Annotated in this window: 15 protein-coding genes; 7 read left to right on the forward strand and 8 right to left on the reverse strand. The window is 68.8% G+C overall.

The window, feature by feature from the left end:
* The first annotated feature begins 79 nt into the window (after positions 1-79).
* Positions 80-736: a hypothetical protein gene (locus ND450_RS36995; RefSeq protein ID WP_253322798.1), complete on the forward strand. Its 657-nt coding sequence runs from the start codon at positions 80-82 to the stop codon at positions 734-736.
* A 7-nt stretch (positions 737-743) separates the two neighbouring features.
* Here the strand turns inward: ND450_RS36995 and ND450_RS37000 are convergent, their stop codons facing one another.
* From ND450_RS37000 to ND450_RS37010, 3 genes are all read right to left on the reverse strand, one after another.
* A complete protein-coding gene (locus ND450_RS37000) occupies positions 744-2,030 on the reverse strand; it encodes a dicarboxylate/amino acid:cation symporter (protein WP_089914730.1) in 1,287 nt (428 codons plus the stop codon).
* Positions 2,031-2,213: 183 nt separating this feature from the next.
* Entirely contained in the window at positions 2,214-2,813 is a 600-nt protein-coding gene (locus ND450_RS37005; RefSeq protein WP_253322799.1) for a nucleoside triphosphate pyrophosphatase, read from the reverse strand.
* Positions 2,773-4,182, reverse strand: a complete 1,410-nt coding sequence (locus ND450_RS37010) for an MFS transporter (protein WP_253322800.1) — start codon at positions 4,180-4,182, stop codon at positions 2,773-2,775. Before ND450_RS37010 ends, ND450_RS37005 begins: the two co-directional genes overlap by 41 nt.
* Before the next feature lie 77 nt (positions 4,183-4,259).
* On the opposite strand from ND450_RS37010, the gene ND450_RS37015 reads away from it, so the two are divergent.
* Positions 4,260-4,646 carry a hypothetical protein gene (locus tag ND450_RS37015; protein ID WP_253322801.1) on the forward strand — a complete coding sequence of 129 codons (387 nt, stop codon included), beginning with the start codon at positions 4,260-4,262 and terminating at the stop codon, positions 4,644-4,646.
* A 37-nt stretch (positions 4,647-4,683) separates the two neighbouring features.
* Here ND450_RS37015 and ND450_RS37020 read toward each other — a convergent pair whose 3' ends face one another.
* The 4 genes from ND450_RS37020 to ND450_RS37035 form a co-directional block, all read right to left on the reverse strand.
* Positions 4,684-5,232 carry an Imm1 family immunity protein gene (locus tag ND450_RS37020; RefSeq protein WP_253322802.1) on the reverse strand — a complete coding sequence of 183 codons (549 nt, stop codon included), beginning with the start codon at positions 5,230-5,232 and terminating at the stop codon, positions 4,684-4,686.
* Positions 5,229-5,978 carry a DddA-like double-stranded DNA deaminase toxin gene (locus ND450_RS37025; protein ID WP_253322803.1) on the reverse strand — a complete coding sequence of 250 codons (750 nt, stop codon included), beginning with the start codon at positions 5,976-5,978 and terminating at the stop codon, positions 5,229-5,231. Before ND450_RS37025 ends, ND450_RS37020 begins: the two co-directional genes overlap by 4 nt.
* Positions 5,979-6,056: 78 nt before the next feature.
* Positions 6,057-6,284 carry an acyl-CoA carboxylase subunit epsilon gene (locus ND450_RS37030; protein ID WP_253322804.1) on the reverse strand — a complete coding sequence of 76 codons (228 nt, stop codon included), beginning with the start codon at positions 6,282-6,284 and terminating at the stop codon, positions 6,057-6,059.
* Positions 6,281-7,918 (reverse strand): acyl-CoA carboxylase subunit beta, encoded by a 1,638-nt coding sequence (locus ND450_RS37035; RefSeq protein ID WP_253322805.1) that lies wholly within the window; start codon positions 7,916-7,918, stop codon positions 6,281-6,283. The genes ND450_RS37030 and ND450_RS37035 overlap by 4 nt, the downstream gene beginning before the upstream one ends.
* 117 nt (positions 7,919-8,035) lie before the next feature.
* Between ND450_RS37035 and ND450_RS37040 the strand changes: the two genes are divergently transcribed.
* Genes ND450_RS37040 through ND450_RS37050 form a run of 3 tightly spaced genes read left to right on the forward strand, consistent with a single transcriptional unit; the run spans position 8,036 to position 10,293 of the window.
* Positions 8,036-8,839 (forward strand): biotin--[acetyl-CoA-carboxylase] ligase, encoded by an 804-nt coding sequence (locus ND450_RS37040; RefSeq protein ID WP_253322806.1) that lies wholly within the window; start codon positions 8,036-8,038, stop codon positions 8,837-8,839.
* Positions 8,840-8,852: 13 nt separating this feature from the next.
* A complete protein-coding gene (locus tag ND450_RS37045; RefSeq protein ID WP_253322807.1) occupies positions 8,853-9,377 on the forward strand; it encodes a PH domain-containing protein in 525 nt (174 codons plus the stop codon).
* Entirely contained in the window at positions 9,364-10,293 is a 930-nt protein-coding gene (locus ND450_RS37050) for a hydroxymethylglutaryl-CoA lyase (RefSeq protein ID WP_253322808.1), read from the forward strand. Before ND450_RS37045 ends, ND450_RS37050 begins: the two co-directional genes overlap by 14 nt.
* A gap of 125 nt (positions 10,294-10,418) precedes the next feature.
* Here ND450_RS37050 and ND450_RS37055 read toward each other — a convergent pair whose 3' ends face one another.
* Positions 10,419-10,856 (reverse strand): MaoC family dehydratase, encoded by a 438-nt coding sequence (locus tag ND450_RS37055; protein WP_253322809.1) that lies wholly within the window; start codon positions 10,854-10,856, stop codon positions 10,419-10,421.
* A 96-nt stretch (positions 10,857-10,952) separates the two neighbouring features.
* Between ND450_RS37055 and ND450_RS37060 the strand changes: the two genes are divergently transcribed.
* Positions 10,953-11,438 (forward strand): YbaB/EbfC family nucleoid-associated protein, encoded by a 486-nt coding sequence (locus ND450_RS37060; RefSeq protein WP_253322810.1) that lies wholly within the window; start codon positions 10,953-10,955, stop codon positions 11,436-11,438.
* Positions 11,435-11,749 carry a WXG100 family type VII secretion target gene (locus ND450_RS37065; protein WP_253322811.1) on the forward strand — a complete coding sequence of 105 codons (315 nt, stop codon included), beginning with the start codon at positions 11,435-11,437 and terminating at the stop codon, positions 11,747-11,749. Before ND450_RS37060 ends, ND450_RS37065 begins: the two co-directional genes overlap by 4 nt.

Below are 11,749 nucleotides of genomic sequence, written 5' to 3' on the forward strand. Positions count from 1 at the left end.
TACGGAAATCGACGAACTCCGAGAGGGAGAGACGCCTCACTTCACATCCATCGTGGGCCAGTCGAGCACAATCTGCGCTGTGGGTGGAACCAGGTCAGTGCAGGTGGTCGCCGTCGCCGCCGCCGTGGTCGTCCTCGCGGGGCTGGTGTTCGCCTATTTCCAGCGGCCGGACGGCACCGATTCAGGTCAGTACGGATCCGACGCCAACCTGCGCTGCGGCACCACCGTGTGCCAGGTCGTGATCGGCAAGTCGGTCGGCAGGGACCTCGTCGAGCTGCTCACCGGAACGGGTGGTGGGCGGATCAGGGTGAGCGGTGAGTCGGGGCCGTTCATCTTCGAGATGACCATCGCCGAGTCCGGCGCGACGGTGACCGACAAGTCGCTGCTGTGCGCGGAGGCACCGGTCAGCGTGTGCCTGGTGCGCGGGGAGCACGGCGGCAAGGTGCTCGGCGAGGTGCTCGTGCGCAAGGACGGCACGTGGTCGCGCGCGCAGGCCGCCTATCTGTCCAGTGCCGGGTACCTCGGGCTGCACGACGTCAACGAGGACGGCACGGCGGACGTCGTCTCGGCCCAGCGCGCCTGCGACGGCCAGTGCAAAGACGCGTTCGTGCAGGTGTTCTCGGCGCTCGGTGCGAACATCGGCTGCACGACGCCGGCACCGGCGCGGGAGCAGCTCGCTGGCTGGCCCACACCGGTGCCGAAGTTGTCGCAGTTGCGCGCGTGCGCGGATTCCTAGCTGTTGATCAGGCGTTGACCAGGTCCTTCTCGGCGGGAGCGGCGGGCTCCTCGATCAGGCCCTCGGTGCGGGCGACGACGACCGGCACGGTGATCTGGCCGGCCACGTTGGTCGCGGTGCGCATCATGTCGAGGATCGGGTCGATCGCGTAGACCACGGCCACACCCGTCGCGATCACCTGCGGCGGCAGGCCGACGACGCTCAGGGTCAGCGTGAGCATCGTGTACCAGCCGGTCGTGCCGGCCGTGGCCAGCGCGCCGAACACGGCGACGAGCACGATCGCGACGTACTGCCACACCGAGAGCTGGATGCCGAACAGGTTCGCGATGAAGATCGTCGCGACGGCCGGGTAGACCGCGGCGCAGCCGTCCATCTTGGTCGTGGTGCCGAGCGGCACGGCGAAGTTCGCATACTCGTTCGGCACACCGAGGTCGGTGGCGGCCTTGCGGGACAACGGGAGCGTGGCACCCGAGGAGCGCGACACGAACGCGAACTGCAGCGCGGTGCCCGCCTTGCGGAAGAACTCGACCGGCGAGGTCTTGCCGACGAACTTCAGCAGGACCGGGTAGACGACGAACAGCACCAGCGCCGAGCCGAGGTACACGGCCAGGATCAGCGAGAACAGCGGCTTCACGAACGAGTTGCCGTAGGAGGCGACCGCGTTGCCGATGAGGCCGAAGATGCCGATCGGGGCCAGCAGGATGATCCAGCCGACGACCTTCTGGATGATCTCGAAGAACGAGCGGACGAGGTTCGTGAACGGCGCGGCCTTGTCACCGAGCGCGTAGGCGGCGAAACCGACCAGCACCGCGATGAACACGACCTGCAGCACGTCGCCCTCGGTGAACGCGCTGAAGATGTTGGTGGGCACCAGGTTGTCGAGCAGCGCCTGCCACGAGCCGGACGCGCGCTTGGCGAGCTTGTCGACGGCACCGGCGGCGGGTTCGATCTGCAACCCGTTGCCGGGCTTGAGGATCGACGCGACCGCGATGCCGATCAGCACCGCGATGAACGACGTGATGGCGAACCACAGGAACGTCTTGCCGCCCAGGCGCGCGGCGGTGCGGCCGCCGCCGAGGTTCCGCAGCGACGCGATGCCGACCACGATCGCGGTGAACACGAGCGGGATGACGGTGAGCTGCAGCAGGGCGGTGAACGTGGAGCCGATCTTGGCGAGGACGGGCGCGAGCCACGTGCCCTTGCCGAGCCAGCCGGCGAGCGCGCCGAGGACGAGCGCGCCTAGAACGGTGAATCCGAAGACCTTGGGCTTGCGATATGTCTGGACGAACGACATCGGAGCATCTCCTGGGCAGGGATGTGCTGAGTAGGGGTGGCGGAGGCGTTAGCTCCGACAACCCGTGCTCGTCCTGCGTGCCAGGTCGATGTGCCTGCGACGCGTCAAGTACTCGTTCACCGCTAGCCCCCAACGCCGGCGTTGGAGGCAGTCTTCCCCGATCAGGTGAACTGTGACCAGCGTCTACCAGAGTGTGGACGCGGAAACACCCAGCTGGCCCAGGAGGCGGCGGGTGAGGGGCAGGCTGATGCCGATGACCGACGTGTGGTCGCCCTCGATGCCGTCGATGAACCAGCCGCCGAGGCCGTCGATCGTGAAGCCGCCGGCGACGTGCAGCGGCTCGCCCGTCGCGATGTAGGCCTCCAGCTCCTCGTCCGACGGTGTGCCGAACCGCACGGTCGTCGACTCGGCCGCGCTCGCCCGGTCGACCACCTCCCCGCCGGACACGCGCAGCACGGTGTGGCCGGTGATCAGCACGCCGCTCTTGCCGGCCACCCGCCGCCACCGCTCGCGCGCGACCTCGGGCGTGCCGGGCTTGCCCACCAGCTCGCCCTCGAAGAGCAGCATCGAGTCGCAGCCGACGACCACGCACTCGTCGTCGTGCTCGATCGCCTCCGCCTTGGCCGCCGAAAGCGCGACCACGGTCTCCTCGGGCGTCGGGTTCTGCAACGACGCGACCAGCGCGTCCTCGTCGACGCCGGAGACCCGGACGACGGGCTCGACGCCCGCGGACCGCAGGACGCTAAGACGGGCGGGAGACTGGGAGGCCAGGATCAGACGCACGCGCCGAGTCTGTCACGCTCGGCGCGGCGACCTGCCGAAAGGCGAGCGCGGCGGCGATGCCCAGCACCGTCACCGCCAGGAGCAGGAAGAACGCCGCCCGCACGGCCGTGGTGAAGTCGCCGGTCGCGGCCAGCACGATCTGCAGCACGGCCGCCGTCGCGGCGCTGCCCAGCACGTTCCCGAACTGCCGGGAGGTGTTGTAGATGCCGGACCCGGCGCCCAGCAGCGACCGGTCGAGCGTGCGCGTGGAGATGTTCGTCAGCGGCGAGAACACGAGCCCCATGCCGATGCCGAGGGCGATCATCGACGGCAGCAGCACCCACTGCGGCCCGTCGCCCAGCAGGAACGTCATCGCGAGGATCCCGGCCGCCATCAGCGCGAAGCCGGTGATCGGCAGGAACTTGGCGTTCGCCCGGTTCGACAGCCGCCCCGCGAAGATCGCCACCACCCCGGACATCAGCGACGCCGGGGCCGTGACCAGGCCCGTCATCAGCGGAGACAGCTTCGGCACGGTCTGCAGGAACAGCGCGAGCGGCACGAACACACCGGTCACGGTGATGCCGATGGCGATGTTCGCGAGGTTGCCGAGCGAGAAGTTGCGGTTGCGGAAGATCCGCAGCGGCATCAGCGGCTCGGGGTTGCGCGCCGACGCCTGCCAGAGCACGAACAGCGCGAGGAACAGCACCCCGGCCGCGATGATCTCGGCGACCGTGATCGGCCCCGCCACGCGTCCCCACCGGTAGTGCTCGCCGTTCTGGATGCCGAACACCAGCAGCCCGAGCCCGAGGCAGCACAGCACGACGCCCAGCACGTCGAACCTCGGCGCGCGGTTCGGCTGCAGGTCGGGCACCCACAGGAACAGCAGCACGAGCGCGAGCACGCCGATCGGGAGGTTCACGAAGAAGATCCACTCCCAGCCCAGGTGCGTCACGAGCACCCCGCCGAGCAACGGCCCGGAGACCGTCGCGAGCCCGGCCACCGACCCCCACATGCCCAGGGCCGCGCCGCGCTTGGCCGGCGGGAACAGGTGCGTGATGAACGCCATCGTCTGCGGCGTCATGGCCGCGGCACCCAGGCCCTGGAAGACGCGGGCGGCGATCAACGCCTCCGCGCTGGTCGAGAGACCGCAGGCCAGCGACGCCCCGAGGAAGAGCACGAGCCCGATGCCGTAGAGCCGCTTCGGCCCGAACCGGTCGCCCAGCCGCCCGGTCAGCAGCAACGGCACGGCGAACGCCAGCAGGTAGGCGCTCACCACCCAGATGACGTCGTTCAGGGTGGCACCCAGATCGGTGATCATCGACGGCAGCGCGACGTTGACGATGGTCGTGTCCAGCAGCGTCATGAAGAAGCCGACGCACAGCGCGTACACGGTCCGCCAGTTCTCGCGGTCCGTCCGAGTAGTACTACTGATGCGCGATCACCTCTTCAATCGGCACTCTCGGGAGAGTGAAGCGCTGGGTGCTTGTCCTCACCGAACGCGGTTCCGATCGCGACGGCAAGCGCAGACGGATCGCGGCCCTGCTCGTCGTGCTCGGCGGCCTCATTGGATCGTGGGGCGTTGGAAGCGTGCTCGCGAGTGACCCGATCGGCTATGGAGTGCCCATCTGGCCGTTCGCCGACACCGCCGATCGCGCGGAGAACGCGTTGCTCTCCTCGGTCGTGCCCGCGGTGCGCTCCGGCATGCCGCTCAACCACGCGGGCGTCGAGGTGCTGCGCAGGACGAGCGCGTACGGCAGCGCGTTCTGGACGCTGAAGCTGCAGGTCGACGGCGAGACCCGCTGTCGCGAGGTCGCCGTCGGCCTGGACGTCACGAGCCGCCGGGTGGCGTGCTAGCCGGGAAAAGCGGCCGGTCTGACCCGGTGTCACCGAATCAGTAGATGTCCGACTCCTGCCAATCCACACACGTGGGGCGCAGGCCCGTTTCAGCCAGTTCCTTCAGCGCCTCGCGCAGCTTTCCCCACGAGATAGCGGCATCGGCGGGGAACCGCGTACGTGTGTCGAAGTCCACGAACAGGTCGATCTCGTGATCATCTGCGAGGCGAACCGCGGTGGCCCGTGCGTACGACCCCTTCGTCACCCAGGCCCGCATCACGTCTTCGGGCATTCCCTCGGCGGAGCTGTGCTGCTCGGACGACTGCCGGTCCCGGACGTCAGCCGGCAGGAAGCTGGGTGGTCCCATCGTGTGTATCGCCGCGATGCGGTGGGGGACGTCGATGTCGAACTTGAGTTGGTGGTCGGGCAGGTTCAGGGGACCCTCGAGAGTGGGACGGTCCTTCACACAGACCACCGTCGGGTGGAACTGCTCGTGCGCGTGCACCTCGCCGAGGACGCGTTCAAGATCAGAGTCCGACTCCACGGTGACGGGGTCGTCCGCGTCATTCGTGTCGGTGAAGTACCAGAAATTGAGAGAGTGCTTCACCTTGTGCTCCTACCGTGGAACGTGCGAGTCCTTCGTGGATCATGCACTGTCATGGACTGTCCCGGTTTCAAGATGAAGGGTACGAGGTTCTTGCAGGAGTAAGGGCCGGCGCACATCGGATAGTTGATCACCAGGTCAACGTGCACGTCGCCGCTGTCGCGAAGCCGCCATGCCACCTTGCCCTCCACGTGTTCGCCGGTCGTGACCCTGCCCGGCCCGGTTGGTGGAAAACCCTCCGCCCGCAGGTGTTCTGCGATCGCCTGATGCTCGCCCAGCGCATCCTGACCGCTTTGAACCACGTCGGAGTTGCCGTCTTGGTCCCGGTAGAACCCGCTGGTGACGTATGTCGGGAGCTGCGCTCTCTGCCGGTCGGCCCACGTCAACTCCACGGGCGCCGGTGCTGACGCGGTTGAGGTCGGGGTAGTTGGTGGAGGCGTCGACAGGCTGTGAGGTGCTCGTGGCGGCGGGACGGCGTCATCGTGGAGGGTCCTGCGGTGTGTTTCGACGGCTTGACGCCCGGCGGCGACGACCTGGGACACCTCCGCCATCCCCTTGGCGGCCGCCGACCACGCGACAACAGCATGGTCGAACTCTTCCTCGAGGTGTCCCGAGCCCCGCGCGACCCCGGTCAGCAGCTCCACGGCCTCGTCCACGAGCTCCATCGCCCGCGTCAAGGCCGCAGTCGCCTCATCTGCCTTGCTCACCACCCGGTTCAGCCCGGCGGCGATCTCCTCGAACGATGTCACCCGCACCCGTCCTCTCCAGACGCCCGGCAGGGGGCGCCCGCAGCCTGGGCGGTCGGAGATCCGCGATCCCCGTTGCTGCTAGCCGGGGAAACCGGACGCGCGCCACGCGCCCGGTCCGTGCTGGACCGGCCTGCGCACGCGCCGGGCGTGGTTGGCCCACTCCGAACGCCGCTCAGGCGTCTCCTCCGCCGGGGCGGCCGAGGCCAGCCCGGCGATGACCGCGGTCAGCGCGGCGAGCTGGTGGTCGTCGGGCGTGCCCTTGACGACCTTCAGCAGCGGCTGGGGCTTCTCCTCGGGCGCGGTCACAGCGGGATGTTCCCGTGCTTCTTGGGCGGCAGCGTCTCGCGCTTGTCCCGCAGCATCGACAGCGCCCGCGCCACGTAACCACGGGTGTACGACGGCGGGATCACCGAGTCGACGTACCCGCGCTCGGCGGCCACGTACGGGTTGCACAGCGTGTCCTCGTACTCCTGCTGCAGCTGCGCGCGCAACGCGTCCACGTCCTCGCCGTGGGAAGCGGCGGCGGCCAGCGTCTTGCGGTGCACGATGTTCGCCGCGCCCGACGCGCCCATGACCGCGATCTGCGCCGTGGGCCACGCGAGGTTGATGTCGGCGCCCAGGTGCTTGGAGCCCATGACGTCGTACGCGCCGCCGTACGCCTTGCGCGTGATGACGGTGACCAGCGGCACGGTGGCCTCGGCGTAGGCGTAGATCAGCTTGGCGCCGCGCCGGATGATGCCGTTCCACTCCTGGTCGGTTCCGGGCAGGAAGCCGGGCACGTCCACGAACGTCAGCACCGGGATGTTGAACGCGTCGCAGGTGCGCACGAACCGCGCGGCCTTCTCGGAGGCGTCGATGTCGAGGCAGCCGGCGAACTGCGTGGGCTGGTTCGCGACGACGCCGACGCTGTGGCCGTCCACGCGGCCGAAGCCGACGAGGATGTTCGGCGCGAACAGCGGCTGGACCTCGAGGAAGTCGCCGTCGTCGAGCACGCGGTTGATGACCTCGTGCATGTCGTACGGCTGGTTCGCGGAGTCGGGGATGAGCGTGTCGAGCTCGCGGTCCTCGTCGGTGATCGCGTCGGCCAGCGAGCCCTCGGCCAGCGTGCTCTCGAACGCGGGCGAGTCGCTCAGGTTGTTCGACGGCAGGTAGCTCAGGAGCTCCTTGACGTACGCGATCGCGTCCTCCTCGTCGCTGCCGAGGTAGTGCGCGTTGCCCGACTTGGTGTTGTGCGTGCGACCGCCGCCGAGCTCCTCGAACGTGACGTCCTCGCCGGTCACGGTCTTGATGACGTCCGGGCCGGTGATGAACATGTGCGAGGTCTGGTCGACCATCACCACGAAGTCGGTCAGCGCGGGGGAGTAGACGTGCCCGCCCGCGTTCGAGCCCATGATCAGCGAGATCTGCGGGATCACGCCGGACGCCTTGACGTTGCGGGAGAAGATCTCGCCGTACAGGCCGAGCGAGACGACGCCCTCCTGGATGCGCGCGCCGCCGCCCTCGTTGATGCCGATGATCGGGCGGCCGGTCTTGATCGCGAGGTCCATGACCTTGACGATCTTCTCGCCGTAGACCTCGCCGAGCGAGCCGCCGAAGACCGTGACGTCCTGGGAGAACACGCACACCGGACGGCCGTCGACGGTGCCGTACCCGGTCACCACGCCGTCGCCGTAGGGGCGGTTCTTCTCCTGGCCGAAGTTCGTGGAGCGGTGCCGCGCCAGCTCGTCCAGCTCGACGAACGAACCGGGGTCGAGCAGGAGGTCGATGCGCTCGCGGGCTGTCTTCTTGCCCTTCGCGTGCTGCTTTTCGACCGCGCGCGCCGAGCCGGCGTGAACCGCCTCGTCGTTGCGCCGGTAGAGGTCAACGAGCTTGCCCGCGGTGGTGTGGACGTCCGGGAGGTCCGCGGGGACGTTCCCGATCGGCTCGGTCGCACTGCTCATGGGCTCGCAGCCTAACGAGACCATTGCTGAACTGCTCCGTGCAGTTGTCCAGGTCACGGCGACCTGTTGGTCGCCGTTGATCGCACGTACTCTCTTCCGTTCCCATAACCTGGCGCGATGACCACCGCACTCGACGCCGCCGAGCTGCGCTCGCGGCTTGTCGCACCCAACGGCCCGTACGCCGCTCTCGACGTCGTGGCGACCACTGCGTCCACGAACGCCGACCTCGCCGCCACCAGCGCCGTCGACCGCACCGTGCTGATCGCCCTGGAGCAGACCGCCGGGCAGGGCCGTCGTGGCCGCTCCTGGTCGTCGCCCGAGGGTGGCCTGTACGTGAGCGTGCTGTTCCGGCCCGCCGGGGTGTCCGCGGACCGGTTGCCGTGGCTGAACCTGATCGCCGGCCTGGCGCTGGTGCGCGTCGCCCAATCGGTTGGTGTCGAGGCGTCGCTGAAGTGGCCGAACGACCTGCTGCTGGGCTCGTCCGCGGGCAAGGGCGCCGGGATCCTGTCCGAGATCACCGCCGACGGCTCGGTCGTCGTCGGCATCGGCCTGAACGTCGCGAAGCTGCCCGCGGACGTCGAGCCCGCCCCCGGTGGCCTCGCACCGACGTCGCTCGAGGACCTGGGCGCCGCCGAACTGGACCGGGGCGAACTCGCGTTCCGGCTGCTCGTCGAACTGGCACAGCTGGAAGGCGTGTGGCGCAAGAACGGCGGCGACGCGGTCGAGTCGGGCGTCCTGGAGGAGTACACCGAACACTCGTCGACCGTCGGCAGGCGCGTCCGCGTCGAACTGGCGGGCGGCGTGGAGCTCGTCGGGGTCGCGCAGCGCATCGAGCAGGACGGCACCCTGGCCGTGCGCGGGGACGACGGCAAGGACCACGGCGTGTCCGCTGGTGACGTGGTGCATTTGCGCCCGGCGTAGTTAGGGTTGGCCCATGGCCTACCCCGACGACCTGCTGAGCTCCGGCGAGCACGTCGTGATCCACAAGCACCCCCACTGGAAGATGCTGATCTTCCCGGTGTTCTGGCTGCTGGTGGTCGTCGCGCTCGGCACCTACCTGGCAGGACTCGTCGCGGACCAGTCGTGGGCCGGCATCGCGTACGTCGTGCTGGCCGTCATCGGCGCGGTGTTGGTCCTGTGGCTGACCATCGCGCCGTTGCTGCGCTGGCGCACCACGCACTTCATCATCACGTCGGACCGCGTGATGTACCGCGAGGGCGTGTTCAAGCGCACAGGCCTCGACATCCCTTTGGCTCGTGTGAACAGCGTCCGCTTCGAGCACAGTTTCCTCGACCGCTTGCTCGGCTGCGGCACCCTGATCATCGAGTCGGCCTCGGACGAGCCGCTCGAGTTCGACGACATCCCGTCCGTGGAGAAGGTGCACACGATGTTGTACCGAGAGGTGAACGACAACCCCGACGACGACTTCTACCCGGGAGTGGTCGATGGGCGCGCGTGAGGTCGGTCTGCCCGACGTGGTTCCCGGCGGCTCGTTGCCCTCGCGGGTGACGATCTGGGAGGTCGGTGCCCGCGACGGACTGCAGAACGAGTCCGTCGTGGTGCCGGTGTCGGTGAAGCTCGAGTTCCTGGCACGACTGGCTTCCGCCGGACTGTCCGTTCTGGAGGCCACGTCCTTCGTGCACCCCAAGTGGGTGCCGCAGCTGGCCGACGCCGCCGAGTTGCTGGCCGGTCTTTCGCGGGCACCTGGGGTCGTTTATCCGGTGCTGGTGCCGAACGAGCGTGGACTGGACCGTGCGCTGGAGGCCGGGGTCACGCACATCGCGATCTTCGCTTCGGCCACGGAGACCTTCGCCTCTCGCAACCTGAACCGGACCCTGGACTCGCAGTTCGAGATGTTCGAGCCGACTGTCGCTCGGGCGTTGGCGGCCGGTCTGGACGTGCGCGGGTACGTGTCCATGTGCTTCGGCGACCCCTGGGAGGGGGCTGTCGCTCCGGCCCAAGTTGTCCGGGTCGGGGAGCGGTTGCTGGAGATGGGGTGTTCGCAGCTTTCGCTGGGGGACACCATCGGGGTGGCCACGCCTGGACAGGTCGAGGCCTTGTTGGGCGGGTTCGGGGATGTTTCCCGGCTTGCTGTGCACTTCCACGACACCTATGGGCAGGCGTTGTCGAACACGTTGGCCGCCTTGAGGTGTGGGGTGACCACTGTGGACTCTTCTGCCGGTGGGCTGGGTGGGTGTCCTTACGCCGAGTCGGCCACCGGGAACCTCGCCACCGAGGACCTGGTGTGGATGCTGGACGGGCTGGGGATCGAGACCGGGGTCGATCTGGATCGGCTGGTCGAGACTTCGGCTTGGATGGCCGAGCAGCTGGGGCGGCCCAGTCCTTCCCGGGTGGTTCGGGCGTTGACCAAGTAGGTACGCGGCTTCCTGCGGGCGCTACCTCTCGGTCACCTTGCTCGCGACGACCTGTCGTTCACGACGCTTGCGCCGGCGGTGGCACTCCACCGCCGGTGCCTTGTGCCAGGGGCGGCCCGCCGTCGTCAGCCCCGCACCGTGAACATCCCCGTCGCCACGAACCGGTACACCAGCTCGTCGCCCCGCCGAGCCGTCCCCTCGAACTCCACCAGCCCCAGCTCCGGCCGCTTCTTCGACAGCCGCGCGCTCAGCACCTCCGCCGCGAACGTCAGCGTGTCGCCGGGGTACACCGGGGCCAGCCACGAGAGTTCGCGGCCTCCCGGTGAGCCCTGGGAGGTGGAGTCGGAGAGGACCTCGTCGACCCAGCGGCGCATCCAGAGGGAGGCCGTGTACCAGCCGGAGGCGGACAAACCGCCGAAAATCGAGTTCTTGCCCGCCTCGTCGTCGAGGTGGAACGGTTGCGGGTCGAACTTCCTCGCGAAGTCCAGCATGTCCTCCCGGTCGACGGTGAGCTCGCCGAGCGGGATGATGCGGCCTGCGGGCAGATCCTCGAAGGCGATCATCTCGTTGATCCTAGTAACTGAATCCGCTGGGAACCGATCTATGGGCAACGGCGTCTCAGAGCCTGAGCCCAGGGCTATGCGTGTGAGGGGGACTCGGTGGACGACCACCGTGCGCAGGTCGAGGAGCTGCTCGCCGACTACCGGCGCAGCCGCGAGCAGTTGGTGTCGGTGCAGCGCGAGCTGGCCGCTGTGTCCGGGCAGGCCTCCAGCCCCGACGGGATGGTCACCGCGACCGTCGCGTCGGGTGGGAGGTTGACTCACCTCGAGCTCTCCGAGCTGGCCTATCGGCGGCATCGGCCCGAGCAGCTGGCCGAGCTGATCGTGCGCACCGTTGCGGCGGCTGCCGCCGGTGCGGCCGAGGAGACCTATCAGGCGCTGAGTGCTGTGCTGCCCGCTTCGACTGATCCTGCGGCGGTGGTGGCCGGTACCGCGGACCTGCGGCCCGACGAGTACGCGGCCGACGACACCGAGACCCTGGATCTCGGGTACCAGCCCGTCCGCCGGCGTGTGGACGACGACGAGGACAACGAGCAGCGGGAGAGCTGGCTCGACTCCGAGCTCATCAACAGGAGGGTCCGATGACCGGGTACTCGGCCGACCTCGAGCGGTTGGAAGCCGGGGCGCGTGAGCTCAAGGGATTCGCCGGGCAGGCCACCGAGATCGCCGGGGCGCTGGAGCGGGCGCTCGCCGGGTTCGGGGCCTGCTGGGGGGACGACGCGGTCGGGCGGAGCTTCGCCTCCTCGCACGAGAAGCCCGCCGGTGACGCGAGCGGGGCTTTGGCCGGGCTCGCGACGACGCTGGGCGACGTCGGCGACAAGCTCGCCTCCACGGCGGCGACCTATCGCCACGTCGAGCAGAGCAACGCTTCCGCGATGAGAAGGTTGGACGGCTGA

Source organism: Lentzea sp. HUAS12 (assembly GCF_024125735.1).
GTDB classification, from domain to species: Bacteria; Actinomycetota; Actinomycetes; order Mycobacteriales; family Pseudonocardiaceae; genus Lentzea; species Lentzea albida.

Coding starts and splice junctions, on each gene's coding strand:
- ND450_RS37065 (WP_253322811.1), top strand. CDS start 11,435: ATGACCGGGTACTCGGCCGACCTCGAGCGGTTGGAAGCCGGGGCGCGT.
- ND450_RS37040 (WP_253322806.1), top strand. CDS start 8,036: ATGACCACCGCACTCGACGCCGCCGAGCTGCGCTCGCGGCTTGTCGCA.
- ND450_RS37050 (WP_253322808.1), top strand. CDS start 9,364: ATGGGCGCGCGTGAGGTCGGTCTGCCCGACGTGGTTCCCGGCGGCTCG.
- ND450_RS37055 (WP_253322809.1), bottom strand. CDS start 10,856: ATGATCGCCTTCGAGGATCTGCCCGCAGGCCGCATCATCCCGCTCGGC.
- ND450_RS37045 (WP_253322807.1), top strand. CDS start 8,853: ATGGCCTACCCCGACGACCTGCTGAGCTCCGGCGAGCACGTCGTGATC.
- ND450_RS37000 (WP_089914730.1), bottom strand. CDS start 2,030: ATGTCGTTCGTCCAGACATATCGCAAGCCCAAGGTCTTCGGATTCACC.
- ND450_RS37035 (WP_253322805.1), bottom strand. CDS start 7,918: ATGAGCAGTGCGACCGAGCCGATCGGGAACGTCCCCGCGGACCTCCCG.